This is a genomic window from Streptomyces bathyalis, assembly GCF_015910445.1.
GTDB lineage: Bacteria > Actinomycetota > Actinomycetes > Streptomycetales > Streptomycetaceae > Streptomyces > Streptomyces bathyalis.
Window position 1 is genome coordinate 3,028,206 of record NZ_CP048882.1, and the last position, 25,713, is coordinate 3,053,918.

The following is a 25,713-nucleotide window of genomic DNA, read 5'->3' on the forward strand; positions in this document are numbered from 1 at the left end:
AGGGCAGCCCCGCGTCACGCGCCCAGCAGCTTGCGCACGCGGTCCGACCCCACCGCCAGCAGCAGCGTCGGCAGCCTCGGCCCCGTCTCGCTGCCCACGAGCAGCTTGTAGACGAGCGCGAAGAACGACCGCTGCGCCACCTTCAGTTCGGGCGTCGGCTTGGCGTCCGGATCGATGCCCGCCTGCACCTTCGGCACCCCGTAGACGAGCTGCGTCAGGCCTTCGAGCGACCAGTGGTCCTCCAGCCCGTCCAGCAGCAGACGCAGCGACTCGCGCTGCTCGTCCTCCAGCGACTCCAGCAGCACCGTGTCGGGCTCGTCCCGTACCCGCGTGCGCTGCTCCGCCGGGACCTGTGTGGTGATCCAGCGCTGCGCGCGGTCCAGGCGCGGGCGGACCTCGTCGAGGGAGCGCACGGGACGCTCAGGATCCAGTTCGCTCAGAATCCGCAGCGTCTGCTGGTCGTTCCCCGCGGTCACGTCCACCACGGACGCGAGCGTGCGGTACGGCAGCGGGCGCGGCGTCGAGGGCAGCGGCCCGGCGGCCGTGGAGGAGGCGCGCAGATGCGCGGCAAGGTCCGCGGGCTGCGCGGTGCCGGCCGCGATCTTGCGCTCCAGGGCGTCCCACTCGTCGTAGGTGCGCTGGATCTCCTGGTCGAAGGCGACCTTGAAGGACTGGTTCGGCCGGCGGCGCGCGTAGAGCCACCGCAGCAGCGGAGCCTCCATGATCCCGAGCGCGTCGGCCGGCGTGGGCACACCGCCCTTCGACGACGACATCTTCGCCATGCCGCTGATCCCCACGAACGCGTACATCGGGCCGATGGGCTGCTCGGCGCCGAAGATCTCCTTCACGAGCTGCCCGCCGACGACGAAGGACGATCCGGGCGACTGGTGGTCGACGCCGCTGGGCTCGAAGATCACGCCCTCGTACGCCCAGCGCATCGGCCAGTCGACCTTCCACACCAGCTTGCCGTGGTCGAACTCGCGCAGCAGCACGGTCTCGCTGTGCCCGCAGCTGCCGCAGGTGTACGTCAGCTCGGTCGTCGCGTCGTCGTAGGCCGTGACCGTGGTGGTGTCACGCTCGCAGGCCGTGCAGTACGGCTTGTACGGGTAGTACGCGCCGCCGCCCGCACCCGAGCCGTCGTCCTCGGCAGCGGCGCCCGAGCCCTCTTCGGCCTCGATCTCCGCGGCGTCCGGTTCGCTCTGCTTCTGCTTCTTCCCGCCGGAGGCGGAGGCGGCCTTGTCGAGCGTGCGGTAGCGGTCCAGCACCGCGTCGATGCGCTCCCGTTCGCGCATGGCGAAAAGGATCTGCTCGCGGTACGCGCCGGAGGTGTACATCTCCGTCTGGCTGATGCCCCGGTACTCGACGCCGAGCTCGGCGAGCGAGTCCGCCATCGCCGCCTTGAAGTGCTCGCCCCAGCTTCCGTGCGGGCTGCCGGGCGGCGCCGGCACGGAGGTCAGGGGCTTGCCGATGTGCTCGTCCCAGGAGGCGTCGACGCCCTCGACGCCGGCGGGCACCTTCCGGAACCGGTCGTAGTCGTCCCAGGAGATGATGTGCTCGCACGCCACGCCACGACGCTTGATCTCGTCGGCGACCAGGTGCGGCACCATCACCTCGCGCAGGTTGCCCAGGTGGATCGGGCCGGACGGTGAGAGCCCGGACGCGCAGACGACTGGTTTCCCGGGCGCGCGACGCTCCGCTTCGGCGATGACGTCATCGGCGATGCGGGAGACCCAGTCGGTCTCGACGGCGGTCTGAGGCACGTCCGGCACTTCCTTCTCTCTGCGCTGCCATGTCTGCGGGGCCCATTCTCCCACTGCGCCGAGCACGGTTTCACGGGGCTTATGGCAAGGAAGCCCGGGCGTCCACGCCAGGGAGGAATCGACTCCTGAGGTCGGCGGGGCGTACGGCCGTCGTGTCGCTGTATCGCAGGTCAGGGCGATTGCCAGTGGCCTCAGCCAGGTTCGCGGGGTGAAGCCGGTCGTGCACGTGAAGCTTCTTCCGTCGCCGGAACAAGCAGCGGCTGGAGGCAATCGTGCCTGCGGGGGACCTGGGCAAGCCCGCATCCGAGCGGCGAGTGAAAGCCGGGTCGAAGCCGATCACCTTCCGCAGCCAGGCAGCTCAGCCCTTTGACGACCGGTGTTCGTCGTGGCAGCACGACGCATGCACGGTGAGTGTCTGGACGGTTCCAGGACGGCTGCGCGGTTTCCTTACGCGAGCCGGGTCGCAAGCCAGGCGCACGCGCTCGGCCGACCGCAGGCTTGCGCGCACGACCCGGCTTGCAGCGACCGGGCGGACCAGCCCCGACCCTTCAGGGCCGGGAAGTTGACACGTAATACCGCGGCGACGGCCGGGGGGCCCGCGTGAAATACTCGTATTCCGACCCAACACCCACGTACGGAACGGCTCGCATTCATGCCCTCGGTCCCGTCGCTCGCCGCCACGCTCCACAAGCGCCTCGCGGAGGCCCTCTCGGCTGCCCTGCCGGAGGACACTCCCGGAGAGTGGATCGACCCCATGCTGCGACGCAGCGACAGGGCTGACTTCCAGGCCAACGGCGTCCTCGCGCTCGCGAAGCGCGTCAAGGCCAACCCGCGTGATCTGGCGGGCAAGGTCGTGGAAAGTCTGCCGCCGAACGAGGAGATCGCCTCCGCCGAGGTCTCGGGCCCCGGCTTCCTCAACATCGACGTCACCGACGCCGCCGTCCTCCGCAATCTCGCGGCCCGGCGCGACGACGAGCGGCTGGGCGTCCCGTACGGCGAGCAGCCCGGCACCACGGTGATCGACTACTCGCAGCCGAACGTGGCGAAGGAGATGCACGTCGGCCATCTGCGCTCGACGGTCATCGGTGACGCGATCACCCAGATCCTGGAACACCAGGGCGAGAAGGTGATCCGGCGCCACCACATCGGAGACTGGGGCACCCAGTTCGGCATGCTCATCCAGTACCTGGTCGAGCACCCGCACGAGCTGGACCACGAGTCGGACTCGGCCGACGCCAAGGACGAGGGCGAGGCCGCGATGACGCGCCTCAACCGGCTCTACAAGTCCGCCTATTCGGTCTTCGAGACGGACGAGGAGTTCAAGGCGCGGGCCCGGGACCGGGTGGTCTCGCTCCAGTCCGGCGACGAGGAGTCCCTCGCTCTCTGGCACAAGATCGTCGACGAGTCCAAGACGTACTTCCAGGGCGTCTACGAGGTGCTCGACGTCGAGATCCGGGACGAGGACATCGTCGGCGAGAGCGCCTACAACGACGGTCTGCAGGCCGTGGTGAAGGATCTGGAGTCCTCCGGCGTCGCGGTGCGCTCCGAGGGCGCCCTGTGCGTCTTCTTCGACGACGTGAAGGGCCCCGACGGCACGCCCACACCGCTGATCGTGCAGAAGTCCAACGGCGGCTTCGGCTACGCCGCGACCGACCTCGCCGCGATCCGGGACCGCATCGGCGAACTCGGCGCCGACACCGTCCTGTACGTCGTGGACGCCCGGCAGGCCCTGCACTTCCGCATGGTCTTCGAGACCGCGCAGCGTGCCGGCTGGCTCCCCGAGGGCGCGGCCCGGCAGCTCGCCTTCGGCACGGTCCTCGGCAAGGACGGCAAGCCGTTCAAGACGCGGGCCGGCGCGTCGGTGCGGCTGGTGGACCTGCTGGAGGAGGCGACGCAGCGCGCGGCCCTCGTCGTACGGGAGAAGGCCCAGGACCTCAGCGAGGACGAGATCCAGGAGCGGGCCGCCCAGGTCGGCATCGGCGCGGTCAAGTACGCGGACCTGTCCAACTCGATGACGCGCGACTACGTCTTCGACCTGGACCGGATGGTCTCCCTCCAGGGCGACACGAGCGTGTATCTCCAGTACGCCTACGCGCGCATCCAGTCCATCTTCCGCAAGGCGGGCGGCGAGAAGCCACAGGTGCACCCGACGCTGGAACTCGAGCCGCCGGAACGCGCGTTGGCGCTGCACCTGGACGAGTTCGGCGACACCCTGGCGGCTGTGGCCGAGAGCTACGAGCCGCACAAGCTGGCCGCGTACCTGTATGAACTGGCCACGCTCTACAGCCCGTTCTACGAGAACTGCCCGGTGCTGAAGGCGGAGACGCCGCAGCTGGTGCAGAACCGGCTGTTCCTGTGCGACCTCACGGCCCGCACGCTCCGCCAGGGCATGTCGCTGCTCGGCATCCGCACGCCCGAGCGGCTCTGAGAACGCGCCGCCCCGGCCGGCCGACGGCCGGGGCGGAGGCGGCCGGCCGACGGCCGGGGCGGAGGCGTTCCTGCTGTGCGAAATGCTTCAGCTGTAGGGAAGGTTGTCGCCCTGGTGGCCTCCGCCACCGCCCATCTGGGCCTTGTACTTCCACTGGTTGCTGTAAGGGTCCACGCCGGCGGCGACCCGTCCATCCGCGCTCAGACCGGTCCCCCGCTTCCTCCGCCTGGAGACGACGGCGGCCATGCCGATGAGAAGCGCTACGCAGACAACCAACGCGACGAACACGACCATCTGTTCATTCCCCCTGGGTACTTCTTGGTCCTTGGTCGTTCCGGACTCTTCACCACGCGTTCCCGGCGGCGGCGAGGCCGAAAGCTGATCTGAGGCAGATCAGAGGTTCCATTTGTGACGATTCCTCTCGGTCCTTGGTCCGTGAGGAGCTCGATGGCTCGGGACGGAAAGGTCCACCTCCGTGGATCGGCGACCGCCCCGACGTGCGCCCTCGGGGCTCGCCACACCGGTGAGACCCGGCCGGTGCAGCGGCCGAACCTGTTACCCCGCGTCATTTCCCGGGCGGCGGGAGTCGGTACAGGTGGGTCGCGCCGTCGAAGGTGGCCGCCAGTTGGTCGCCGTCCGGGCTCAGGGCCACTTCGTCGATGTAGTCGTACGTTTTGATGGGTGAGACGTCCATCTTCCGGCACTGACTGTCCCAGAGGAGCACGGCCTTTTTCCGGGTGGCGATGAACCGTGTGCCGTGGGCGTCGATTCGTGGCATCGCCGATTCACCTCGGATTGTGCATCGGAGTTTGCCGCTCTTCAGGTCGCGCACCTCGGTTCTGTAATCGCGTTCCGAGCGAATGACAGACCTTATGAGTGTTTTCCTGTCATTCACGGCCGAGAGATCGCTCTCAAGCGACACTCCCCCCGGGGCCTTCAGGAGGGACTCCTTTCCTGCATCCACTTCCCGCGACAGCAGCTCCTCCCGCTCAGTCGCCATCATCAGGTAGCGACCCCCCGTGCTCAATATCACCTTGGCGGTGGGTGGTTCAGGGCCGTTCACGGGTTGAGGCGACCTCAGTCTCGCAGGACCGTTCCACGGAACTTCCCACGCCCTCGAGATGGGCTCGTCACTGCCCATATTGGGCTCGAGTAACACCGCGCCCTTCTCGCCCGTAGCAATTCCGCCGCCCTCATAAACGGGCGGTGCGTTAAGCCTCCCTGCCGTGACCCCTTCTCCCGTTTCGGTGTTCCACCGTCGCACAATTTTCTGGTCGTCAACCGTAATGAGGACGTGCTGTCCCGGTGGCCCGAACGCCATTGCCTCGACGTTGCCGGTGGGCAAGGTCGTGCGAGAGGTGTCCTCGGTCAGGGTCTGGTTGACGAGGAGGGCGCCTGTCGCGAACACGGATACGGCGGCGGCAAATTGGAGGCGGCGTCGGCGGACGATCCGGGTTTGGAGGACCGGTTCACGATCTTGTGCCAGGGAGCGGCCGGCGAGACGTTCTTGTAGGCGGATGTGGCGGAATTGGTACTGGCCGCCGGACTGGCGCAGCAGTTGGCGCTCTCGGGCGTCGGCCAGGAACCGGGTGTAGCGCCAGGGCAGTTGGCCCTTTATCGCGAGGACGAGGTGGAGCAGGGCGAATCGTGGCCAGGCTCGGGAGAGGAGGATCAGAAGGGCGAGTACGGCACCGGGCAGCGCGGTGACAGCAAGTGTCGGCAGGAGCCGGTCGTAGATGCCCGTCTCGATGGCCGTCTGGGAGGCGGCTTCGGTCAGGGACATCTTCGATTCCCCGGTCAGCGCCAGGACCGCGATGAGCGCGGTGGAGGCGGCTGCGCACAGCAGCGGGAAACCTGTGATCCCGAGGACGGTTCCGGCTAAGCCCGCACCCAGTACGGACGAGCTGCGGTCCTGGTTCAGCAGTCCCATGGGGGTGGTGCGAGTGGAGTGCTGGGGTGGGGTGTTGAACCAGTTGCGGACGGCGAAGGCCAGACCGATGGCGGTCGCGGCGCCCACGGCGACTGCGGTCAACCGGACGGAGAAGACCAGTGCCGTTGGAGACCATTGATCGCCGGCGGTCACGAGGACGCCGGCGGAGCCAAGCAGGGTTACGGCTACGAGCGATGTCAGGGCGAAGCCGGTGCGGAATCCGCTGCGCAGCCGGTCCAGGGAGCCGCGTAGGGCGAAGGATATGCGGCCCGGTGACTGGTCCGGTGCCCCGTACCAGGTGAGCATCACCAAGACCGCCACCGTCACGCCGGTCCAGACGGGCCAATCGATCTGGTGCAAGTGGGCCGCCTTCTGCGCCGCTGTCACGGCAAGCAGGAAGATCAGCCCGACCCCGATGCCGATCAGGAGTCCTGTCCAGCGGGAGAGGAGGCGGCGGCTCATGCGCCACCACGCTAGGTCCCGTTCACGGTGCTGGTGAAGGTACGTGGCCAGGAACGTCAGCCACCGCTCCGCCTTCTGTGACTCCTCCTGCCACCTGCTGTCCGTCTGCTGGGGGAGGGTGCCGGGCGGTGGGGCGTATGCGGCGGGAATGGTGTGGTCGACGAGGTGGTCTTCGATGGCGTGCCGGCCGTCGAAGTCGAGGAGTTCGCGCGGGTCCCGGTCGCAGTTGCGGTAGACGCCCCGTGCGAGGGAGAGCGCCAGCGGGGTGGACAGCGCGGTGGCCACCTGCCCGTCGGGACGTTGCCGCAGTTGGGCGTAGACCGGTTCCCAGTCCACCCCGTCCGGCCAGTTGACCTCGGTCAGGTAGGCGATGGTGTCCGCCACGGACACCGGCGCCACCTCGACCACCGGCGCTCGGCGAAGTGGGGGTGAGCCGCCCTCGATCACGTCCTGGTACTCGACTGAGCGGCAGGTCACCACGACGCCGCGACCATCGCCGCAGGCCTCGTTGAGACCCCGTACGGCGTTCCGGCGGGCCGCTTCGGGTATCTCGTCGAGCCCGTCGAGGACGGGCAGCAGCATCCGCCGGTTCAGCAGGAGGCGCGGGACCTGCGGTTGTCCGCCGTAGTAGGAGGTGGCCAGGGTGCCGACGATCCAGTCGTCCAGCGATTCGCTGACCGGGTCCCAGCCCGAGACGGACAGCAATACGGGGACGGGGGTGTGCGAGTCGCGGTCGGCCAACAGGCCGAGCGTCAGCATGATGGCCAGGACGGTCTTTCCGGCCCCCGGCTCTCCAAGGACCACCAGCCTGCTGCTGGGCACTTGCCGAAAGCCGGCCGCCAGCTGGGAAGCGGCGCGGTGGAAGTTCCCTTCCAGGCGCCCTTCGAGGGAGAGCCGCGTGACGCGCCCGGCCTGAGGCCCGACGACGGTCTCGGTCGGGGCGGTCACCGGTCGGGCGGTGGCCGCCCAGGACAGCGGGATCACTGCCGGGTCCCGCAACTGACGGTGCTCGACCTCGTCCGACCACTGCTCCCGCACCGTGGCCGCCAACTGGTCGGCGGCTTCGGCCGCGTCCGGCGGGGGTGGGCGCGGGGGAAGGAGCTGGGCGACCGCCGCCGCGAACGACCACAACCCGGCGAACATGCTCACGACACCGACCAGTTCCGCCTCAGCCTGTTCATTGGCCGTGAACAGCGCCCATGCCAGGTGGAGCGACACGTAGGTGAATAAGGCGAACAGGATGAGCCGCGGCCAGCGGCGCCGCGCATGCTCGGGAATTCGTATCACCCGCAACACAGTGCCATGCACGTGTCCCAGATCACTAAACGGGCCTGCGCGCGCCGTAACCGCCCAAAGGGAGTCGGATACGCGTCAGTTCCGAGCCCGCGGGCGGCTAACTCGCGGCAAAGCCCGTGAACGCACTCCAACTCGCCGCGCTGAACGCCAGTTGAGGACCGGCGATGTCCTTCGAGTCCCGCACGCGGACCCTGCCGGGGGCAACGGCCGCGACCTCGACGCACTCCGGGCCGTCGTTGCTGCTGTAGCTGCTCCTGACCCATTCGGGCGTGGAGCTGTTCTCGGCAACGGACTTGAGTGTCATGTGTCTCCCAAGGCTCTTGCGACCAGGGCCAGGGACTCACTGGGTGTAAGCGCCTGCGCACGGATGATCCCATACCGCATCTCCAGGAGCTGGACTTCCTTCGGATCGGAGATCAGGCGGTTGGTGAGCTGGACTTCGGTGTGCCCCACCGCCGTACCACCCCTGAGCTTCAGCAGTTGGAACGGTCCGCCCATGCCTGCATGGTCGTCGCGGGCCGTAGGCATCACCTGGATGTTCACGTTCCGCAACTGACCCACCTCCAGCAGGCGTTGGAGCTGCCGCCTGAGCACAGCGCGACCTCCGACGGGCCGGTGGAGCGTGACCTCCTCCTGGACGAAGGTGAGCATCGGGGCGGTGCTGCCGCTGATGACCGCCTGCCGGGCCATGCGGGCGGCAACCTGCTGGTCGACCTCGTCGTCCCGTAGGCGGGCTTCCTCATCAGGAACAACGCCCGTGCGTACTCCTCCGTCTGAAGCAGCCCGTGCATGTTGTGGTTGGCGTACGCGCCGAGTTCGACCGCCTCGGCCTCCAGCTTCGCCAGGTCCCGGACCTTCTTCGGGTACCGCGCCTCGGCGACGTCCTTCGACATCGCCGCGAGGATTCCGCCCGCGCCCAGCGCGTCGTCGGCAGCGGTCAGGAATTCCGCGCGTGGCACTCGCCGTCCGCGCTCCACGGACGAGACCTGGTCGAGGCAGTAGCCGATGGCGGCGCCGAGTTCGGCCTGCGTCATGGACGCCCGCTCGCGCCACAGCCTGACCAGCCGCCCGACGGTTCTCACGACCGCCGTGGTGTCGTCCGAGTCGTCCCCGTCCCGTACCGGCCGCTCGGCCCCGTCCCGTACCGGCCACTCGCTGCCGTCCCGTACCGGCCACTCGCTGCCGTCCCGTACCGGCCGCTCGCTGCCGTCCGGTCCGCGTTCCGCGCCCTCGCTCATGCCCGCCTCCGGTGCCCCGTGCCCACCCCTGCCCGTCCTGCTCAACCTGTGCCGGGGACGTACCGTCACGCGCCGGAACCGGTACACGGGCCGTACAGGCGGGGCGCGGCGCGGCCGGGGGACGGCCACCCCAGGGCCTTCGACCTGGGGAGGCCCCCGTGTCCGGCGGGTAAGGGCGCGCGCGTCCGCACGGACGCGCGTAGCATCCACCGCCGGGAGACACCCGCTGACGCCGCATCAGGAGGACACCCATGCGCCGGGAACGCTCAGAACCCTCGAGACGGACCGCTGCCCTCTACGGCCTGGCCACCGCCGCCCCCTTGGCCCTGGCGGGCCTGGGGGGACCCCCAGCCGTGGTGGGATTCGACCCCACGACACGCGCCTGGGCCACGGAACGCACCCGGCCGCCGCGCTCCGCGAGCGGCGACTTCGACGATGTGCCGCCCCTGGACGGTGAGTTGCTCACCGACGACGCCTCGCGCGACGCCGCGGCCGAGGACTTCGGGCACATCGTCCACCGCCGCCCGGCGGCGGTTCTGCGCCCCGGTTCCGTCGACGACGTCGTGGTGATGGTCCGCTTCTGCCGCAAGCACGGCATCCCGGTGGCGCCCCGCGGCCAGGGGCACGCGACGCACGGGCAGGCTCAGACCGAGGGCGGCCTGGTGATCGAGACCGCCCCGCTGAAGGACATCGGCTCCGTCCTGGGGGCACCTCCCAGGACGAAGGCCCTGGGGGACGGCACGGTGACCGTGGGCGCGGGTGCGCGCTGGAGCGCCGTCGCCAAGTCCACGCTGCCCCAAGGGCTCACGCCTCCGGTCTTCACCGACTATCTCGAACTCTCCGTCGGCGGCACGCTGTCCGTCGGAGGTCTCGGCGGTCAGGCCCACCGGCACGGCACCCAGACGGACACCGTCAGCGAACTCCAAGTCGTCACGGGCGCGGGCGAATTGGTGCGCTGCTCGGCGACGCGGAACGCCGACCTGTTCGACGCCGTGCGTGCGGGCCTGGGCCAGTGCGCGATCGTGGTGGGCGCGACGCTCCGACTCGTACGGGCTCCGAAAACCGTGCGGCACTTCCAGCTCCCCTACCGCGACCTGGCCGTCTTCCTCGAAGACCAGCGGCGGCTGACCACCGAGGGCCGCTTCGACTACGTCGAGGGGCTCGTGCTCCCCGACGAGACCGGGGCCTTCCGCGTCCATGTGCTGGAGGCCGTCGCGTACGGGCCGCCCGCGGGCCCCGAGCCGGACGACGAGGCGCTGCTGGCAGGGCTGCGCTTCGAGAGCGCGGGCATGACCGCGGACACTCTCGACTACTTCACGTTCCTCGACCGGCTCGCGCCCTCCGTCGCCGACCAGAAGGAGCAGGGCCTCTGGGACGACCCGCACCCGTGGCTCAACCTGCTGCTGCCGTCGTCTTCCGTCGAGGACCTGGCCTCCGGCATCCTCGACGCCCTGAAGCCGGAGGACGTCGGTGCGAGCGGAGTGGTGCTGCTCTACCCGCTGCGCAGGGAGGTGCTGCACACGCCGATGCTCCAGATGCCGGACGACCCGGCGCCGTACCTGCTCGCGGTGCTGCGCACCAGCCCGCCGGACGATCCCGCCACCGTCGACCGGCTGCTCGCGGCCAACCGTGCCGCGTACGAGAAGGTCCGCGACGCGGGAGGCAAGCAGTACCCGGTGGGCTCCATCCCCTTCCAACGCTCCGACTGGCGGGACCACTTCGGCCGCGCCTGGCCGGCGCTGGAGGCGGCCCGCCGCCGCTACGACCCCGCGGGCATCCTCGTCCCGGGCCAGGGCATCTTCTGACCGGGAGGACCATGAGTTCACAGGAGGCGTCGGCCGACCCGCAGGACCTGCTGGCCAGAGCGGCACGGCTCGCGGCTGGGGGCACTCCCCCTCGCTCCTCCCCCTGGCTTCGCCGGGAGGTGCCCCCAGGGGGGACCCCCACCCAGGCCGAAGGCCCTGGGGGAGGCCGGCGCATCCTGGGGATCGCGGGGCCGCCGGGCGCCGGCAAGTCCACCCTGGCGGCCTTCCTGGTCGACTCGCTCGGTCCGGCCCGGGCCGTGCACGTCCCGATGGACGGTTTCCATCTCGCCGACGCCGAACTGCGCCGCCTCGGATGCCTCGACCGCAAGGGCGCGCCGCACACCTTCGACCCTTACGGCTACGCGGCGCTGCTGCGGCGGCTCCGCCATCCCCGCGAGGGCGAGACCGTGTACGCGCCGGGATTCGATCGGGAGTTGGAGCAGCCCGTCGCCGGGTCCCTGCCGGTGCCGCCGGAGGTCCCGCTCGTCGTCACGGAAGGCAACTACCTGCTGCTGGACGAGCCCGCGTGGCGGCCGGTCCGCCCGCTGCTGGACGAGTGCTGGTGGGTGAGCCTCGACGACGGCATACGGCTGGCCCGGCTCATCGACCGGCATGTGCGGTACGGGAAGTCGCCCTCCGAGGCGGAGAGTTGGGTGCACCGCTCCGACGAGGCCAATGCCCGCGTCGTCGCCGCGGGCCGGGAGGCCGCCGACCTCGTCGTGGAATTCCCGTCCTGAACGCCGCAGCCGGCGCCTTCCTCGAGCGCCCGGGGCGGATGGCCAGGTCACCGGCGCAAAGGTCCCGCCGCCCAGGACCTTCAACACGCAACCATCGTTCTGATAGTTTCAAATCGGCTGCACCGAAGGGCTGTTGACGAACCGGCAAGGGCACGGACGTGATTCGCCCTGCACCCGTCCTGGCAGCGGCAGAAGAGGAAGCACAGCGATGACCGGATCCGGCGCCCGTCCCCAGCAGATCGACACCAGCAAGGCCCACTCCGCCCGGATGTACGACTACTACCTCGGCGGCAAGGACTGGTATCCGGTCGATCAGGAGGCGGCGGAGAAGGTCAAAGAGGTCTTCCCCTTCATCGTCACCGGCGCCCGCGCCAACCGGGACTTCATGCACCGTGCGACGCGGACGCTCGCCACCGAGTACGGCGTGCGGCAGTTCATCGACATCGGCACCGGCATCCCCACCGAGCCCAACCTGCACCAAGTCGCGCAGGAGGTGGCCCCGGACGCACGCGTGGTCTACGCCGACAACGACCCGACGGTGCTGGAGTACACCGACGCGCTGACCCTCAGCAGGCCGGAGGGCAAGACGGCCTACGTGCACGCCGATCTGCGGCACGACGCCGTGCTGGAATCGCGGGAGCTGCGCTCAACCATCGATCTGGACAAGCCCGTTGCGCTGTCGATGCTCGCCGTGACCCACTTCCTCCCGGACGAGGACGGGCCCGTGGAGATCGTGCGAGAAATGGTCCAGCGCCTCGCCCCCGGCAGCTTCCTGGTGCTCTCGCACGCCACCCCCGACTTCAACCCGGCCGCGGAGAAGGCCGTGGAGGTCTACCGGGCGAGCGGGACCCCGGCGCAGATACGCACCAAGTCCGAGATCATGCGCTTCTTCGAGGGCACGGAACTGATAGAGCCGGGCCTGACCACGACTCACCGCTGGCGCCCCGACGGTGACTCCGGCATCACGGACGCGGACGCGTTCTTCTACGCCGGCATCGGAAGGAAGCCCTGACCGGTCCTCGCCTCCCGACGGGACGTCTGATTCCGTCCCCGTACGCACCGGAGGGCCCGCGCTACAGCTTCCCCGCGGCCTCCGTGGCCCAGTAGGTGAGGATGAGGTTCGCACCGGCGCGCTTGAAGCTCGTCAGCGTCTCCATGATGGCCCGGTCCCGGTCGATCCAGCCGTTCTGCGCGGCGGCCTCGACCATCGCGTACTCGCCGGAGATCTGGTAGACGCCGACGGGGACTTCGGCCCGCTCGGCGAAGTCGCGGAGGATGTCCAGGTACGGAAGCCCCGGCTTGACCATCACCATGTCCGCGCCCTCTGCCGCGTCGAGGGACAGCTCACGCAGCGCCTCACGGGCGTTGTTCGCCGGGTTCTGCTGGTAGGTGTTGCGGTCGCCCTTGAGCGAGGATCCGACGGCCTCACGGAACGGGCCGTAGAACGCCGAGGCGTACTTGGCCGTGTAGGCGAAGAGCGCCACGTCCTGGTGGCCCGCCTTGTCCAGCGCGCGGCGTACATAACCGATCTGGCCGTCCATCATGCCGCTGGGGCCCAGCACATGGGCCCCGGCCTCGACCTGGACGCGGGCCATCTCGGCGTACCGCTCCAGCGTCGCGTCGTTGTCGATCCGGCCCTGCGCGTCCAGGACGCCGCAGTGGCCGTGATCCGTGGTCTCGTCCAGGCACAGGTCGGACATGATCACGATGTCGTCTCCGACCTCTGCACGTACGTCCCGCAGCGCGACCTGCAGGATGCCCTCGGGGTCGGTGCCGGCGGTGCCGACAGCGTCCTTGTCGGCCTCCTCGGGCACGCCGTAGATCATGATGCCGCCGACGCCCGCCCGTACGGCCTCGGAGGCCGCCTTCTTCAGCGTCTCCCGCGTGTGCTGGACGACGCCCGGCATGGACGAGACGGGCACCGGCTCGCTGATGCCGTCCCGTACGAAGACGGGAAGGATCAGGTCCGCCGGGTGCGGCCGGTGCTCGGTGACCATGCGGCGCATCGCCGGGGTGGTGCGGAGCCTGCGCGGCCGCACGGACGGGAAGCCGCCCGGGACGGCGCCACTGCCGACACCACCGGCACCGGCACCGCCGGGAACGTGCGCTGTCACGACGATCGTGCCCTCCTCCTGGCCGGGCGCTTCTCGCTCGGCCGCTTCACCACGTCGCCGGCGGCGACGGCCTCGGCGCGGCGCTCCGCGCCGAAGTCCGCCAGCGCCTCGGCCAGTTTGTGCACCGACGGCTCCGGCGACATGACGTCCACCCGCAGCCCGTGCTCCTCCGCCGTCTTGGCGGTGGCCGGGCCGATACAGGCGATGACGGTCACGTTGTGCGGCTTGCCGGCGATGCCGACGAGGTTCCGCACCGTGGACGACGAGGTGAACAGCACCGCGTCGAAGCCGCCTCCCTTGATCGCCTCCCGCGTCTCGGCGGGCGGCGGCGAGGCGCGCACGGTGCGGTACGCGGTCACGTCGTCGACCTCCCAGCCGAGCTCGATGAGCCCGGCCACGAGCGTCTCGGTGGCGATGTCGGCTCGCGGCAGGAACACACGGTCGATGGGGTCGAAGACGGGGTCGTAGGGCGGCCAGTCCTCCAGCAGCCCTGCGGCGGACTGCTCACCGCTGGGCACCAGGTCCGGCTTCACGCCGAACTCGATCAGCGCCTTGCCGGTCTGCTCGCCCACCGCGGCGACCTTGATCCCCGCGAAGGCGCGCGCGTCCAGCCCGTACTCCTCGAACTTCTCGCGCACCGCCTTCACGGCGTTGACCGAGGTGAAGGCGATCCACTCGTACCGCCCGGTGACCAGGCCCTTGACCGCACGTTCCATCTGCTGCGGCGTGCGCGGCGGCTCCACCGCGATCGTGGGCACCTCGGCGGGCACGGCACCGTAGCTGCGCAGCTGGTCGGAGAGCGACTCGGCCTGCTCCTTCGTGCGCGGGACCAGCACCTGCCATCCGAAGAGCGGCTTGGACTCGAACCACGCCAGGCGATGACGCTCCGCAGCGCCGCTGCGCTCGCCGACCACGGCTATGACCGGCTGCCCGCCCTCGGGGGAGGGCAGCACCTTCGCGGACTTGAGCACCTGCCCGATGGTGCCGAGCGTGGCGCTCCACGTCCGCTGCCGGGTGGTGGTGCCCGCGACGGTGACCGTCAGCGGGGTCTCGGGCTTGCGGCCGCCGGCGACGAGTTCGCCCGCGACGGAGACGACGGAGTCGAGGCTCGTCGAGACGACGACTGTGGCGTCGCTGGCGCCGACCTCGGTCCAGCATCTGTCGTCGGCGGTGCGCGCGTCGATGAAGCGGACGTCGGTGCCCTCCGCGTCGCGGAGCGGGATCCCGGCATACGCGGGCACGCCCACGGCGGTCGCGATGCCGGGCACGACCTCGAACGGGATGCCTTCGCGTGCGCACGCCAGCATCTCGCGCGACGCGTCCGCGTCCAGGCCGGGATCGCCCGTCACCGCTCGCACGACCCGCTTGCCCGAGCGTGCGGCTGCCATGGCAATATCTGCTGCACCGTTCGCGGCCGCGTCCGCTGACGCACCGTCAGCTTTCGCGTCCGGCTTCGCCTCGGCTTCCACCCGAAGCGGCGTGTCCACCCCTGCCCGCGCGTGGCCGCGGACCACGTCGTACACATGCGGGTCGGCCACAAGCACGTCGGCCTGTGCCAGCGCCTCGACGGCGCGCAGGGTCAGCAGACCCGGGTCCCCGGGCCCGGCACCTAGGAAGGTGACGTGTCCGTGTGCGCCGTAGAGGTGCCGGACTGTCGAGTTGTGGGCAGTGGTGGGGCTCAAAGTGCTCGCTCCCCCATCAGACCGGCCGCGCCCTTGGCGAGCATCTCGTCGGCGAGCTCACGACCCATGTTCTCCGGGATCGCTGTGCCCTCCGCGGACGCCGGTACGGGACCGGTGGTGGACAGCTGCACCAGCGTCTCGCCGTCGATGGTTCCGACGACGCCGCGCAGGCGCATTTCGGTGACAACCTGCCCGTCGTCCAGCAGGTCGGCGAGCGCTCCCACGGGTGCGCTGCAGCCGGCCTCCAAGGCGGCGAGCAGGGTTCGCTCGGCGGTCACGGCGGCCCGCGTGTGCGGGTCGTCGAGCTCGGCGAGCTGGGTGGCCAGGTGTGCGTCGGCCGACGCGCACTCGACAGCGAGGGCCCCTTGGCCGGGGGCCGGCAGCACGACGTCGGGGCTGAGCAGTTCGGTGACCTCGTCGAGGCGTCCGGTGCGCTCCATCCCGGCAGCTGCGAGCACCACGGCGTCGAGTTCGCCTGAGCGCACATACCCGATGCGCGTGTCGATATTCCCCCGGATCGGCACGGTGTCGACCTCGACGCCCAAGCTGCGTGCCCAGGCGGCCAGTTGGGACATCCGGCGGGGCGATCCCGTGCCGATGCGGGCGGGCCTGCCCGTGATCCGCACCGTCGCCGCGAGCTCTTCGAAGCCGAGCCCGTCGCGGGCGATCAGCACGTCACGGGCGTCGGCACGGCGGGGCACGGCAGCCAGGTTCAGCCCTTCGGGCTGCGCTGTGGGCAGATCCTTGAGCGAGTGGACGGCGAAGTCGATCCGTCCGTCCAGCAGCGCTTCGCGGAGAGCCGTCACGAAGACGCCAGTGCCGCCGATCTGCGCGAGCTGTTCCCTGCTGACGTCGCCGTACGTCGTGATCTCGACCAGCTCGACGGGGCGTCCCGTCAGCCGCCGCACCTGCTCGGCCACGAGCCCCGACTGGGCCATGGCGAGCTTGCTGCGACGGGTGCCCAGGCGGAGGGCGTTCGCTGGGCTGTTGCTCATGTGCTCACCTCGTCGCGCCCGGCCGTGTTCGGGCCCGGGACGCCTGCTTCGTCGTTCTGCTCGGCCCGCCGTGCCGCACCACGGCGTTCCGGGGACTCGGCGGGCTCCGGGACGCCGGGGGTCACGGGGCTGCTGACGGCTGCGACCGTCTGCGGGTCGAGGTCGAAGAGCTCGCGCAGCGCGTCCGCGTATCCCGCGCCGCCGGGCTCACCGGCCAGCTCCTTCACACGCACGGTGGGCGCGTGCAGGAGCTTGTCCACGACGCGCCGCACGGTCTGCGTGATCTCCGCGCGTTGCTTGTCGTCGAGGCCCTGGAGCCGGCCCTCGAGCCGGGCCATCTCGGAGGCGACGACGTCCGCCGCCATCGTGCGCAGGGCGACGACCGTCGGGGTGATCGTCGCGGCCCGCTGCGCGGCGCCGAAGGCGGAGACCTCATCACTGACGATGCTCCGCACCGCGTCCACGTCCGCGGCCAGCGGCGCGTCCGCGGCCACCTCCGCGAGCGACTCGATGTCGACGAGCCGCACCCGCTCGGTGCCGTGCAGGGCCGCGTCGATGTCGCGGGGCATGGCCAGGTCGAGCAGCGCCATGTCCCCGCCGGGCCCTGCGGCGACCTCCGCGTCGGCGGCGGAGCGCCGCTCCAGCGCCTCGCGTACGGCCTCCTCGGTGAGGACGAGACCGGTGGCGCCCGTGCAGGAGACGACGATGTCCGCGCGGGGCAGCTCCGCCGCGAGGCCGTCGATCGGCAGAGCGTGTGCGCGCGGACCGTGCCCGGCGCTCAGCGCTGCGACCGGCGCCGCACCCGCGGCGAGCCCGGGCCCCAGCCCGGAGGCCAGCCGTTCGGCGCGGTCCAGGGTCCGGTTGGCGATCACCAGTTCGGCCACACCGGCCCGCGCGAGCGTCGTCGCGGCGAGGGACGACATCGATCCCGCGCCGATGACCAGGGCGCGCTTGCCCCGCACCCAGTCCTCGACGGGGGCCGGACGGGCGAGCTGTTCCAGGCCGAAGGTGACGAGCGACTGCCCGGCCTTGTCGATGCCCGTCTCGCTGTGGGCGCGCTTGCCCGTGCGCAGCGCCTGCTGGAAGAGGTCGTTGAGCAGCCGCCCCGCGGTGTGCTGCTCCTGGGCGACAGCGAGGGCGTCCTTGATCTGGCCGAGGATCTGGCCCTCGCCGACGACCATCGAGTCCAGGCCGCAGGCCACCGAGAACAGGTGGTGCACGGCCCTGTCCTCGTAGTGCACGTACAGGTGAGGAGTCAGCTCGTCGAGGCCGACGCCGCTGTGCTGTGCCAGCAGCGTCGACAGATCGGCGACGCCGGCGTGGAACTTGTCCACGTCGGCGTACAGCTCGATGCGGTTGCAGGTGGAGAGCACCGCGGCCTCGGCGGCGGGCTCGGCGCTCACGGCATCCTGAAGCAGCTTGCCGCGCACCTGGGGCGCGAGCACGGCCCGCTCCAGGACGCTCACCGGGGCACTGCGGTGGCTGAGACCGACGACCAGCAGACTCATGCGGGCATCACGGCGGGGCGGTCCCCGTCAGATCCCGGCTCGGGACGCTTGCTGACAGCCGCGGCGGGCGGGACCGCCGGAGGGGCCGTCTCCTCCTCGGGCGCTTCCTCGCCGGCCTTGCGCTGCTCGTGGAAGGCGAGGATCTGAAGCTCGATGGACAGGTCCACCTTCCGTACGTCGACGCCCTCGGGGACGGACAGCACGGTCGGGGCGAAGTTGAGGATGGAAGTGATCCCGGCGGCCACGAGCCGGTCGCACACCTGCTGCGCGGAGCCCGCCGGCGTGGCGATGACGCCGATGGATACGCCGCTCTCGTCGACGATCTGCTCGAGCTGGTCGGTGTGCTTCACGTCGATGCCTGCGACGGACCTGCCGGTCAGGGACGGGTCGGCGTCGATGAGGGCGGCCACGCGGAATCCGCGGGAGGCGAAGCCCCCGTAGTTGGCGAGTGCGGCGCCGAGGTTACCGATACCGACGATCACGACGGGCCAGTCCTGCGTCAGACCCAGCTCTCGCGAGATCTGGTAGACGAGGTATTCGACGTCGTATCCGACCCCGCGGGTGCCGTAGGAGCCGAGATAGGAGAAGTCCTTGCGCAGCTTGGCCGAATTGACCCCCGCCGCGGCGGCCAGTTCCTCGGAGGAGACCGTGGGCACCGAACGCTCGGAAAGCGCCGTCAGGGCCCGCAGGTACAGCGGAAGCCGGGCGACGGTGGCCTCGGGGATCCCTCGGCTCCGGGTCGTCGCCGGTCGGTGGTTTCGGCCAGTTGCCACGGTGCTCCTGCCGTTTGCGCGAAGCGGTGAGCGATCTCGCGCGAGCCGCGCGTTCCGAACGCTCCATCGCGACAAGGCTATGCCTTTGTGAACGCGTGCACAAAGATGGAGTCCGATTTGTCCGGTCAACGTGACCGGTGCCACATGCAACACGCGCGACACACGTCACTCCTCATCTGCCACCGGTCGTGACCGGCGCTGCCGCGAAAGGGCCCAACTCCCTTGCCCAGCACGGCAACCGGTCCTCCCGGGGCCGTCCGAAGGCCGCCGTTGTCCCGTCGGCTAGCTCTCCAGCGCCTTGCGCAGCCGTTGCGGGTCCACGCGCCAGAAATCGTGCTGCGCACCGTCCACCAGTACAACCGGGATCTGCTCCCAGTACTTCCGGTACAGCTCCTGGTCGTCCTCGATGTTCTTCTCCTCCCAGGCCGCTCCGGTCTCGGCGCACACCCGCACGATCACGTCCCGCGCGATGTCGCACAGATGGCACCCGGGCTTACCGATCAGGGTGACAGTCCTCATGCCCGCCATTGTCACGCTTCTCCGGCACCACACGTCACCTCCCCGCGGCTTCACATCCGGCACCGCTGCCGCCGGATGGGCCGTCCCTGATGCCCGTACGTACAGGTACGGGACGGTCACGGGCACTCCCGCCGCCCGGACAGGGACGGCGGGCACGCCTAACACCCGTACGCAACCGGTGAGTTCCGAATGTGTCCCGTACGGCCCACAGTTGGACATCCGGGCGTAACAGGCGCGCGCCACGAAGTGGCTATCCTCGGTGTCATGCCCTCCCGTCCCTCTCCCCGTCACGCCTGGTCCTGGATCGCGAGCCGGGCCGGCTCCGCGACCGCGCGCAGCGTGCTCGCCGGCGAGGCGTCGGCCGACGCGGCACGCAAGCACGAGCTTGAGCAGCGGCAGGCGGAAGAGCTCCAGCAGGGTGTCTTCGAGGCGGCGCAGGCGGACGAGGACGAGGAGTCCGAGTTCCCCGTAGCGGGCGACATCCGTGCGGCCGCCTTCTTCGACCTCGACAACACGGTGATGCAGGGCGCCGCCCTCTTCCACTTCGGCCGCGGCCTGTACAAGCGCGACTTCTTCGAGAAGCGCGAACTGGCCCGGTTCGCCTGGCAGCAGGCCTGGTTCAGGATGGCGGGGAACGAGAACGCCGGGCACATGGCGGACGTGCGCTCCAGCGCGCTCTCCATCGTCAAGGGCCACAGCGTCTCCGAACTGACCGCCATCGGCGAGGAGATCTACGACGAGTACATGGCCGGCCGCATCTGGCCCGGCACGCGTGCGCTCGCCCAGGCACACCTCGACGCGGGACAGAAGGTCTGGCTCGTGACCGCCGCTCCCGTGGAGACGGCGACGATCATCGCCCAGCGGCTCGGACTGACCGGCGCGCTCGGCACCGTCGCGGAATCGGTGGACGGCGTCTACACGGGACGGCTGGTGGGCGAGCCGCTGCACGGCCCCGCCAAGGCCGAGGCCGTACGGGCGCTCGCCGCGGCGGAGGACCTGGAGCTGGAGCGGTGCGCCGCGTACAGCGACTCGGCGAACGACATCCCGATGCTCTCGCTCGTCGGATATCCGTATGCGATCAATCCTGACAGCAGGCTTCGCGAGCACGCGCGCGAAATGGGCTGGCGGCTGCGCGACTACAGGACCGGGCGCAAGGCGGCGAAGGTCGGCATCCCGGCGGCCGCCGGCGTCGGCGCGGTGGCGGGCGGAGCGGCCGCGGCGGTGGCTCTGCAGCGCCGTCGCCGGTAAGGCCGCAGTCCGGCCGGCCACGTCCCGACACGCCGTATCGGCCAATGGCGCGCGGCAGTTGGGCCCGCGTTTCGCACATCCCGCGCACGGTCCTTCCCGCCAGTCACGCTTCGGACTTCCGGGCACAAGTCGTAACTCGAACGACAAGTTGTGATCAGCAAACGATCGTTGAGCTGTTCACAGTCTGTTCAATTGAGGGCATCAACGCGTAACAGATCCGACTGAATCGGCGATTTCAGCAACTACGCGTAGCACTGTCTATACGAAGCGTTATTCTCCTCAGACGCAATCGGTACCCGCACGCCCCTACCGGGTCGAACGGTCCCGTACTGCACGTGATGGAAGCTCTGCCTCTGGGAGTCCCGTGTACCCACACGTCGGGGTTGACGCCTCGGGCCTGGCTACGCTGCGCAGCACGGTCGTTGCGGCACTCGGCCGGCTGCGCGATCTTGTCCCCCGCGCGTATGCCCCCGCCCTCGCATCGGCCGTACCCGTCCCCGCCGGCCACCGCTATGTCATGGCGCACCGCGCCGCCACCAGCGCGGCCGTCGGCGCGCCCGCCGCCCACGCCGCCCCGGCCGTCTCCGCCGCGTCCTCCGGCAGTGTCGGCAGGCGCACCCGCAGCTCCGCATCGGGAAGCGCGGGCACCTCCAACGCCCGGCGCGCCCGTCCAGCGGTCTCGGACGCCGACGGCCGCCGGATGATGGATCTCGTCGAGCGGGCGCAGGCCGGCGAGGCCGAGGCCTTCGGCCGCCTCTACGACCAGTACAGCGACACGGTGTACCGGTACATCTACTACCGCGTGGGCGGCAAGGCGACGGCCGAGGACCTCACGAGTGAGACGTTCCTGCGGGCCCTGCGGCGCATCGGCACCTTCACCTGGCAGGGCCGGGACTTCGGCGCATGGCTGGTCACCATCGCCCGCAATCTCGTCGCCGACCACTTCAAGTCGAGCCGCTTCCGGCTGGAGGTGACCACCGGCGAGATGCTCGACGCCAACGAGGTCGAGCGCAGCCCGGAGGACTCCGTCCTGGAGTCGCTCTCGAACGCCGCCCTGCTCGAGGCCGTACGCAGGCTCAACCCCCAGCAGCAGGAGTGCGTCACGCTCCGCTTCCTCCAGGGCCTGTCGGTCGCCGAGACCGCCCGTGCCATGGGGAAGAACGAGGGCGCCATCAAGACCCTCCAGTACCGGGCTGTCCGCACTCTCGCGCGGCTGCTGCCCCAGGACGCCCGCTGAGCCCAACTCGCGCTTTGCGCTGACCAGTTCATCCATTTTTGCCGGGCTTGGCGTTCACCACAGCGTGACTCGGTGCATGCATGTGGTCACATCATCGTGAGTCCGTAACCCGAGTGGCTTGCCGCTCGTTGTCGGGGTGCAGTCTCCCCGCACCCGTGGCGCGCAAGGGTTTGCTCACACTTCCGAGTGAACATGAGCGCTTTCCCACAACTTCCATCCGTGGTGGGGAGTGGACCGTGCTGACGAGAGGAGGTGCCGCCCGTGATCGGGTCCGCAGCCGCGAGCAAGCGGGCTGCCGCCTTCGCACAAGCCCTGGACGAGCACGCGCTCGACGAGGCCGGGGCGGACAACCGGACGGCTGAGGTGGTCGGGAGCGCGGGCATCACTGCACCGGTGCCCGTTCCCGCGCCCGCGCCGGTCCGTCCGTTCCAGGCGGGCGACAGCGTGGCGACCGCCGCACGTGCGGCGGAGAGCTCGTCCGGGGAAGACGGGGACAGCGAGCCCGAGCTGCTGCTGGGTCTGGCGGAGAGGCTCCGCTCAGTGCCCCGGCCGGCGCTGGCGCCCGACGTCAAGACCGTCCAGCGGGCGCAGCTGATCGCCGCCATGGAGGCGGAGTTCGCCTCACCCGAGGCGCGCACCCGTCAGGTGCCGGCACAGCGGGACGGCCGAGGATCCAGGAAGGGCGCCCATCGCGCCCCCACCGCCGGCCCGTTGAGCAAGCTCCGCCCCAACTCCCGTCTCGGCAAGGGGCTTGCCGCCGGCGGGCTCGGCGTCGGAGTCGCCGCGTCCGCGCTCGGCGGCGTCGCCGCGGCGAGCAGCGAGGCCCTGCCCGGCGACTCGCTGTACGGCCTCAAGCGAGGCATGGAGGATCTGCGCCTCGACTTCGCGGACGACGAGACGGACCGCGGCCAGGTGCATCTGGACCGTGCGTCGGCAAGGCTGCGGGAGGCCCGCCGCCTGATGGAAGGGGCCCGCGGCGGCGCCGAGTTGGACGACGAGTCGATGGGCAAGGTCCGCAGGGCCCTCGCCGGGATGCGCTACGACGCGGCCGAGGGACACCAGCTGCTCAGCTCGGCGTACGAGAGGGATGGCCGCATCGGACCGATGCGCTCGCTCTCCTCCTTCAGCTCGGGGAACCGCGAGAGCTGGGCGAAGCTCCAGCGGAACCTCCCCCCGCAACTCTCCGACGTACGCGACGACGTGAGTTCGGTCTTCGACGCCATGGACCACGACATCACCCCGATCGCGGGCCTGCTGTCCGGCTCGGACAAGGAGTCGTCTCGCGGCCAGGGGCAGGGCGGTGAGGGCCGGAACGGTCACGGCCGTACGTCGCCCGGTCCTTCGTCGACGTCCTCGTCCGGTGTCTCGGGGGACGGGCGCGAGGCCGGCGGGAGCGGCGAACCGTCGCCGACCGGCTCGGATCCGCGTGCCGGAGAACTCATCGGCGGTGGCGGCCTCCTGGACCCGTCGAGGGACGCGGACGGGAATCCGTCGCACCCGGGCTCGGACGGCGATTCGCAGCAGGATTCGCAGGTCACACTGCCGCCCATCGTCCCGGATGTGCTGCCGGGGCTGAAGAAGCTCTCGGAGAACGGCAAGTAGCGCGGCGGGAGAGCGGCGCAGGCGACGCCCCTTCGGTGCACCGGGCAGTGAAGTCCGGGACACAGGAGGGGCGTTGTTCGTTCCGTCCCACGGTCACTGTCGGCGGGACGTGTGCCCCCTGACGCGTGCCCTCCCGCCGGGTACGGCTAGAAGAACACCGACCGGCGCTGCACCAGCAGCTTGTAGAGCGTGTGCTGGATGGTCTCGCGTATCTGGTCCGTGAGGTTGAACATCAGCATGGGGTCCTCGGCCGATCCGGCCGGGTAGCCGTCCGTCGGGATCGGCTCACCGAACTGGATGGTCCACTTCGTCGGCAGCGGCAGAGCTCCCAGCGGCCCGAGCCAGGGGAACGTCGGCGTCACCGGAAAGTACGGGAAACCCAGCAGCCTTGCGAGCGTCTTGGCGTTGCCGACCATCGGGAATATCTCCTCGGCCCCGACGACCGAGCACGGCACGATCGGCGCCCCGGCGCGCAGCGCGGTCGACACGAAGCCGCCACGCCCGAACCGCTGCAGCTTGTAGCGCTCCGAGAACGGCTTGCCGAGCCCCTTGAACCCTTCCGGCATGACCCCCACGACCTCGCCCCTTGCCAGCAGCGCCGAGGCGTCCTCCGAACAGGCAAGCGTGTGCCCTGCCTTGCGCGCGAGCGCGTTGACGACGGGCAGCATGAAGACGAGGTCCGCCGCGAGCAGGCGCAGATGGCGGCCGGCCGGATGGTTGTCGTGGACGGCGACCTGCATCATCAGACCGTCGAGCGGCAGCGTGCCCGAATGGTTGGAGACGATGAGCGCCGAGCCCTCGTCGGGAATGTTCTCGACACCGCGCACCTCGACCCTGAAGTACTTCTCGTACATGGGCCGCAGCAGCGACATCAGCACCTGGTCGGTCAGTTCGGGGTCGTAGCCGAAGTCGTCGACCTCGTACTCGCCCGTGACGCGCCTGCGCAGGAAGGCCAGCGCCTGTGCGGCCTTCCGCTCCCAGCCGCCCTCCGCCTGGGCCGCGTCCTGCGCCTCCGCGCCACCGCCGGACGCCGCATCGTGGCCGTCTCCACCGGAGTCGCTGCCGCCCGTGCCCGTGTTTCCCGTGCGCAGATGCCGCTCCCCGCGCGCCTCGTGCCGTTGGTACCCGCCGCGCCGCTCGTGCCCGTCGTCAGGAGACCCGAACGGGATGACCTTCGCATCAGCCACGCCGGCCGACCTCCTCGTCCTGCGCTCCTACCTCTGGTGGCTCCAGCATCGCAGCCACCCTGTCGACCGTACGGGCCAAGGCCTCCGGCGGCATCAGCCCCGGACCGCGGCTGCGCGCGAAGGCCGCCAGCGTCTCGCCCGTCGTGAACCGCGGCTCGAATCCGAGGACTTCACGCATCTGTGCCGTACGTACGACACGTCCGTGCGTCAGCAGCCGCACCTGCTCCGGCGAGAAATCCGTCGCCCCGACCGACTGCAGCAGCGACCTGCCCCAGCGGATCGCGGGAAGCAGCATCGGCACCGTCGGCCGCCCGAGCCTGCGTGCGCACTGGGAGAGCAACAGAGTGCCGTCCCCGGCGATGTTGAACGTACCCGCGCTGAGCGTGCCCCGCCGGGGCTCGCGGGCCGCCAGGCGCAGCACCTCGACGGCGTCGTCCTCGTGCACGAACTGGAGCCGGGGGTCGTAGCCGAGGACGGTCGGCAGCACCGGTAGCGCGAAGTACGCCGCGAGAGGTGAGTCCACGGACGGACCCAGCACATGTGCGAACCGCAGCACCGTGACGGACACGTCGGGCCGGCGCCGCGCGAAGCCGCGCACATACCCCTCGACCTCGACGGCGTCCTTCGCGAAGCCGCCGCTGGGCAGCGACTTGGCCGGAGTGGACTCGTCGAAGACGGCCGGGTCGCGCGGTGCGCCTCCGTACACGCTCGTCGTCGACTTCACGACCAGCCGGCGCACCGTCGGCGCCTTCTGGCACGCGCCGAGCAGCTGCATGGTGCCTATGACGTTGACTTCCTTGACCGAGCTGCGGCCGACCGTCCCCGGCACCGACGGCGGCGAGCCGTGCACATCCATGTGGACGACGGTGTCCACGCCGTGCTGCGCCAGCACTCCGGCGATGTCGGGCTGCCGGATGTCCGCCAGGACGAACTCGGCGCCGCCCAAGTGGTGCACGGGCTCCGTGATGTCGACGCCGACGACCCGGTCCACATCGGGTTCACGTTGGACACGGCGCACGAAATGGCCGCCCAGCTGCCGGGCCACGCCGGTGACGAGTACGACCCTGCCCAAGATCCCTCCCCTGACGCCCGCTTGCGGACCGTGCAGCATGAAGCGGGGTCACCGCGTGTGCCGGCCGACTCCGTTTCCGCGGATTCCGTTTCTCGCCTGTCCGCACACGCGAAGGCGAAA

General features: G+C 70.3%; 19 protein-coding genes and 1 pseudogene. 7 read left to right on the forward strand and 13 right to left on the reverse strand.

Features of this window, described 5'->3' with window-relative positions:
- Nucleotides 1–14: 14 nt before the first annotated feature.
- Complete coding sequence (lysS, locus tag G4Z16_RS13125; RefSeq protein WP_197350956.1) at nt 15–1,760, reverse strand: lysine--tRNA ligase; 1,746 nt, start codon at nt 1,758–1,760, stop codon at nt 15–17.
- A 652-nt stretch (nt 1,761–2,412) separates the two neighbouring features.
- Here lysS and argS point away from each other — a divergent pair.
- Nucleotides 2,413–4,188: an arginine--tRNA ligase gene (gene argS / locus G4Z16_RS13130; protein WP_197350957.1), complete on the forward strand. Its 1,776-nt coding sequence runs from the start codon at nt 2,413–2,415 to the stop codon at nt 4,186–4,188.
- An 87-nt stretch (nt 4,189–4,275) separates the two neighbouring features.
- Here the strand turns inward: argS and G4Z16_RS13135 are convergent, their stop codons facing one another.
- The 4 genes and pseudogenes from G4Z16_RS13135 to G4Z16_RS13150 form a co-directional block, all read right to left on the reverse strand.
- A complete protein-coding gene (locus G4Z16_RS13135; RefSeq protein WP_197350958.1) occupies nt 4,276–4,482 on the reverse strand; it encodes a hypothetical protein in 207 nt (68 codons plus the stop codon).
- Nucleotides 4,483–4,753: 271 nt separating this feature from the next.
- A complete protein-coding gene (locus G4Z16_RS13140) occupies nt 4,754–7,867 on the reverse strand; it encodes an NACHT domain-containing protein (protein WP_197350959.1) in 3,114 nt (1,037 codons plus the stop codon).
- A 106-nt stretch (nt 7,868–7,973) separates the two neighbouring features.
- Entirely contained in the window at nt 7,974–8,180 is a 207-nt protein-coding gene (locus tag G4Z16_RS13145) for a DUF397 domain-containing protein (RefSeq protein WP_197350960.1), read from the reverse strand.
- Nucleotides 8,177–9,114, reverse strand: a pseudogene (locus G4Z16_RS13150) (helix-turn-helix domain-containing protein). The gene G4Z16_RS13145 and the pseudogene G4Z16_RS13150 overlap by 4 nt, the downstream one beginning before the upstream one ends.
- Nucleotides 9,115–9,365: 251 nt before the next feature.
- Between G4Z16_RS13150 and G4Z16_RS13155 the strand changes: the two are divergent.
- From G4Z16_RS13155 to G4Z16_RS13165, 3 genes are all read left to right on the forward strand, one after another.
- Complete coding sequence (locus G4Z16_RS13155) at nt 9,366–10,919, forward strand: FAD-binding protein (protein WP_197350961.1); 1,554 nt, start codon at nt 9,366–9,368, stop codon at nt 10,917–10,919.
- Between the two features lie 11 nt (nt 10,920–10,930).
- Nucleotides 10,931–11,656, forward strand: a complete 726-nt coding sequence (locus tag G4Z16_RS13160) for a nucleoside/nucleotide kinase family protein (RefSeq protein WP_197350962.1) — start codon at nt 10,931–10,933, stop codon at nt 11,654–11,656.
- A 208-nt stretch (nt 11,657–11,864) separates the two neighbouring features.
- Nucleotides 11,865–12,668: an SAM-dependent methyltransferase gene (locus G4Z16_RS13165; protein WP_197350963.1), complete on the forward strand. Its 804-nt coding sequence runs from the start codon at nt 11,865–11,867 to the stop codon at nt 12,666–12,668.
- 61 nt (nt 12,669–12,729) lie between these two features.
- Here G4Z16_RS13165 and hemB read toward each other — a convergent pair whose 3' ends face one another.
- From hemB to G4Z16_RS13195, 6 genes are all read right to left on the reverse strand, one after another.
- Nucleotides 12,730–13,770, reverse strand: coding sequence for a porphobilinogen synthase (gene hemB / locus G4Z16_RS13170; RefSeq protein ID WP_425508074.1), 1,041 nt, complete (start codon nt 13,768–13,770; stop codon nt 12,730–12,732).
- Nucleotides 13,767–15,452, reverse strand: a complete 1,686-nt coding sequence (locus tag G4Z16_RS13175) for a bifunctional uroporphyrinogen-III C-methyltransferase/uroporphyrinogen-III synthase (protein WP_197350964.1) — start codon at nt 15,450–15,452, stop codon at nt 13,767–13,769. Before G4Z16_RS13175 ends, hemB begins: the two co-directional genes overlap by 4 nt.
- Nucleotides 15,449–16,447 (reverse strand): hydroxymethylbilane synthase, encoded by a 999-nt coding sequence (gene hemC, locus G4Z16_RS13180; protein WP_197350965.1) that lies wholly within the window; start codon nt 16,445–16,447, stop codon nt 15,449–15,451. Before hemC ends, G4Z16_RS13175 begins: the two co-directional genes overlap by 4 nt.
- A complete protein-coding gene (locus G4Z16_RS13185) occupies nt 16,444–17,955 on the reverse strand; it encodes a glutamyl-tRNA reductase (RefSeq protein ID WP_197350966.1) in 1,512 nt (503 codons plus the stop codon). Before G4Z16_RS13185 ends, hemC begins: the two co-directional genes overlap by 4 nt.
- A complete protein-coding gene (locus G4Z16_RS13190; RefSeq protein WP_197350967.1) occupies nt 17,952–18,728 on the reverse strand; it encodes a redox-sensing transcriptional repressor Rex in 777 nt (258 codons plus the stop codon). Before G4Z16_RS13190 ends, G4Z16_RS13185 begins: the two co-directional genes overlap by 4 nt.
- Nucleotides 18,729–19,010: 282 nt before the next feature.
- Nucleotides 19,011–19,247, reverse strand: coding sequence for a glutaredoxin family protein (locus G4Z16_RS13195; RefSeq protein WP_197350968.1), 237 nt, complete (start codon nt 19,245–19,247; stop codon nt 19,011–19,013).
- A 264-nt stretch (nt 19,248–19,511) separates the two neighbouring features.
- Here G4Z16_RS13195 and G4Z16_RS13200 point away from each other — a divergent pair, with 264 nt between their 5' ends.
- The 3 genes from G4Z16_RS13200 to G4Z16_RS13210 all read left to right on the forward strand — a co-directional run bounded on the left by G4Z16_RS13200 (nt 19,512) and on the right by G4Z16_RS13210 (nt 23,334).
- Nucleotides 19,512–20,495, forward strand: a complete 984-nt coding sequence (locus tag G4Z16_RS13200) for an HAD family hydrolase (RefSeq protein WP_197350969.1) — start codon at nt 19,512–19,514, stop codon at nt 20,493–20,495.
- A 364-nt stretch (nt 20,496–20,859) separates the two neighbouring features.
- Entirely contained in the window at nt 20,860–21,732 is an 873-nt protein-coding gene (locus G4Z16_RS13205; RefSeq protein ID WP_197350970.1) for an ECF subfamily RNA polymerase sigma factor, BldN family, read from the forward strand.
- 261 nt (nt 21,733–21,993) lie between these two features.
- The gene (locus G4Z16_RS13210; protein ID WP_197350971.1) at nt 21,994–23,334 is read left to right on the forward strand and encodes a DUF5667 domain-containing protein; all 1,341 of its coding nucleotides are present in this window, start codon (nt 21,994–21,996) and stop codon (nt 23,332–23,334) included.
- Between the two features lie 146 nt (nt 23,335–23,480).
- Here G4Z16_RS13210 and G4Z16_RS13215 read toward each other — a convergent pair whose 3' ends face one another.
- Complete coding sequence (locus G4Z16_RS13215; protein WP_197350972.1) at nt 23,481–24,521, reverse strand: lysophospholipid acyltransferase family protein; 1,041 nt, start codon at nt 24,519–24,521, stop codon at nt 23,481–23,483.
- Nucleotides 24,514–25,593 (reverse strand): NAD-dependent epimerase/dehydratase family protein, encoded by a 1,080-nt coding sequence (locus G4Z16_RS13220; protein WP_197350973.1) that lies wholly within the window; start codon nt 25,591–25,593, stop codon nt 24,514–24,516. The genes G4Z16_RS13215 and G4Z16_RS13220 overlap by 8 nt, the downstream gene beginning before the upstream one ends.
- Nucleotides 25,594–25,713: the final 120 nt, after the last annotated feature.

Coding starts and splice junctions, on each gene's coding strand:
- G4Z16_RS13135 (WP_197350958.1), bottom strand. CDS start 4,482: ATGGTCGTGTTCGTCGCGTTGGTTGTCTGCGTAGCGCTTCTCATCGGC.
- G4Z16_RS13195 (WP_197350968.1), bottom strand. CDS start 19,247: ATGAGGACTGTCACCCTGATCGGTAAGCCCGGGTGCCATCTGTGCGAC.
- G4Z16_RS13160 (WP_197350962.1), top strand. CDS start 10,931: ATGAGTTCACAGGAGGCGTCGGCCGACCCGCAGGACCTGCTGGCCAGA.
- G4Z16_RS13145 (WP_197350960.1), bottom strand. CDS start 8,180: ATGACACTCAAGTCCGTTGCCGAGAACAGCTCCACGCCCGAATGGGTC.
- G4Z16_RS13185 (WP_197350966.1), bottom strand. CDS start 17,955: ATGAGTCTGCTGGTCGTCGGTCTCAGCCACCGCAGTGCCCCGGTGAGC.
- G4Z16_RS13155 (WP_197350961.1), top strand. CDS start 9,366: ATGCGCCGGGAACGCTCAGAACCCTCGAGACGGACCGCTGCCCTCTAC.
- G4Z16_RS13165 (WP_197350963.1), top strand. CDS start 11,865: ATGACCGGATCCGGCGCCCGTCCCCAGCAGATCGACACCAGCAAGGCC.
- argS (WP_197350957.1), top strand. CDS start 2,413: ATGCCCTCGGTCCCGTCGCTCGCCGCCACGCTCCACAAGCGCCTCGCG.
- hemC (WP_197350965.1), bottom strand. CDS start 16,447: ATGAGCAACAGCCCAGCGAACGCCCTCCGCCTGGGCACCCGTCGCAGC.
- G4Z16_RS13200 (WP_197350969.1), top strand. CDS start 19,512: ATGCCCTCCCGTCCCTCTCCCCGTCACGCCTGGTCCTGGATCGCGAGC.